General features: G+C 39.2%; 2 protein-coding genes. Both read right to left on the reverse strand.

What is annotated here, in order from left to right; all coding sequences use genetic code 11:
- Positions 1–152 precede the first annotated feature (152 nt).
- Positions 153–890, reverse strand: a complete 738-nt coding sequence (gene istB / locus J2Y38_RS24545; protein ID WP_309847996.1) for an IS21-like element helper ATPase IstB — start codon at positions 888–890, stop codon at positions 153–155.
- A gap of 12 nt (positions 891–902) precedes the next feature.
- Positions 903–2,456, reverse strand: a complete 1,554-nt coding sequence (istA, locus tag J2Y38_RS24550) for an IS21 family transposase (RefSeq protein ID WP_243236492.1) — start codon at positions 2,454–2,456, stop codon at positions 903–905.
- Positions 2,457–2,572 lie beyond the last annotated feature (116 nt).

Consider the following 2,572-nt stretch of genomic DNA (forward strand, 5'->3'; position numbering starts at 1 on the left):
TGTAAAACTCAGTGATATTGACCACTGTTTTCCAATTTAAAGTGACCACTTCGTTTCGGTTTAAAGTGACCATCTAATTTCGGTGCAAAGTGAGCACCTAAAAAACTACTTTTTTTCGTGTGTTAATTATTGTTTCAAATATAGATAAATAATTATTCCTTGATTATGCTTTTTTTCTTTCTCATTGATTCCCCATGCAGCTCAACCCTGTGGGCCTGGTGTATTAACCTGTCAAGGATTGCATCTGCTATGGTTTTCTCGCCGATTATGTCATACCATCCCTGAACGGGGATCTGCGAGGTTACTATAATAGAACCATTGTTGTGCCTGTCCTCGATGATCTCTAAAAGTGTGATTCTGTTCTGGCTGTCCAATGCTTGGAGTCCAAAGTCATCTAGTATGATAACATCCTGCCTTTGTATTTTCATCAGTTCTCTTAGGTATGTGCCATCTGCCTTGGCCATTTTCAGCTTTGCAAATAATTTTGCAGTATTAAAATAACTTACTTTATACCCTTCGATACAGGCCTGATAACCAAGTGCTGTTCCTAAAAAACTTTTACCAACCCCTGTGCTTCCTGTGATTAGTATATTTTCATTCTTTTCTATAAAACTGCATTCTGCAAGCCGGAGTATAAGATTTCTGTCAATGTTCCGGGACTGGTCAAAATTGATGCTTTCAATATTTGATTTGTAATGGAAGCGTGCATTGGTAATACTGCGTTCAATACGCCTGTTGTGGCGTTCATCCCATTCGGCATCTATTATCATTGACATAAACTGGTCAATGGTATAATGATCGGTTTTACCGCTCTCGATAGCTGTCATGAAGGCGTTATGCATTCCATGAAGCTTCATCTGTTTCATTTTTGCTACAGTAGATTCATTCATTGTAAATTGATTTTAGTTATAATAATTTTTTCCTCTGATATTGCCGTGGTCGGGAAGATCCTGATCTTCTTCCTTTTCGTGTTCCATAGGTATCTTATCCAGACTGTTTTCTAAGATGTTCTGTATGGTTTTAAAATTATAAATCTTAAAGTCCAGAGCACGTTTGCAGGCATTTGCTAATCTTTCTGCACCTACTTTCTTTTCAAAAGATAATATACCTAGACAGCTTTTATAGGCCTGCTCGGGGTGGTTCCTGCTTTCTATTATCTGCATAATATATTCTCCTACTGCCGGATCAATGCTGTTGGCCCATTCAATAAACCTTAAGGCATTCCACTGTGCTACAAACTGATGTGTGCTTGCCATATGTTCTGGATTTGTGGTATAGATGTAGGGCTTTGGATTTCTGATGTGTGTGGCTATACGGTTGTATTTGAAGTATATTTCAACAGTAGAGCTTGTGTAGAGCAGCTTTACTTTTTTCTTTAAATATTGATAGGGCACGCTGTAGTAGTTTTTATCCTGGCTTAACTGGACGTGCCCGTTCTGCATTACTGTTGCCAGAGACTGGTATTTAATCTCAAAGCGTTCCAGAGGAAGAGGCTGCAGTTCATGTCTTTCATCTTCCATAAAGAGTTCAAAACGAGAGTATGGTCTTCCGGTAAGTTTCTTGTTGTTATGTGCATCGAGCAGATTCCATATTTCCTGGTTCAGTTCTTCTATGCTGAAGTATTTAGAGTCTTTCAGATTTGCATAAATTCTTCTGTAAAGTATCTTGACTGCTCCTTCAACTAAAGATTTGTCTCTGGGCCTGTAGGCTCTTGCGGGCAGAATAGTGGTTTCATAATGTTCAGCTAAATCTGCAAGAGTTTCATTAATGGTGGGTTCGAAGCGGCTGGTTCTGACTACGGCAGATTTTAAGTTGTCAGGTACAATTGCGGCAGGCGTTCCTTGAAAAAAACGCATTGCATTTTCTACCGAAGCTACAAAATCTTCCTTCTGCTGGCTCATTGACGCTTCTGCGTAAGTATACTGGCTGGCACCGAGTATGGCAACAAAAAACTGTACTTCCTGAACCTCAGACGTACTTTTGTCTATAAATGAGAGTGTCTTTCCAGCATAATCCACATACATTTTATCGCCAGCCTTATGATTCATATGCATCACAGGGTTTACCTTGTTGCTCCAGTCTCTGAAGCGGTTCCTGAACTGCGTTACTCGAAGACCATCGGGATGGGTTTCAATATACCTTTCCCACATGGTCTGTATGGTGATCCCCACTTTTTTTAATTCCCGTTCCATCTGAGGAAAATAAGCATACAGATCTTCTATTCTTGAGGAAACAACTTCTGTCGGACCCTGAGAAAACAGTTCGTCCAATTCGGTGTCAGTTTTATTGTTTACGGTTTCCAGGCTTAATCCAAGCACTTCAAATAAAGAGATATATTTTTTTACAGTATTTCTGGATAGAGATAAATATCGGCTTATAAACAGCTTGCTTTTGCCGTTGCAGTGCAACTTAATGACTTTTCTGATTTTGTTCATGTCTAGTTTGTTATTTGCCATAGTCTGTAGTTTTTATACAGATCCATGGTTTAACAACATGAAAAGAAGTAGTGTTTGGTGGTCAATTTGAACCGAAACAAGGTGGTCAGTTTAAATTGAAAAGGGGTGGTCAGTTT

The organism is Flavobacterium sp. 2755, from assembly GCF_031455715.1.
In the GTDB taxonomy this organism is placed as follows: Bacteria; Bacteroidota; Bacteroidia; order Flavobacteriales; family Flavobacteriaceae; genus Flavobacterium.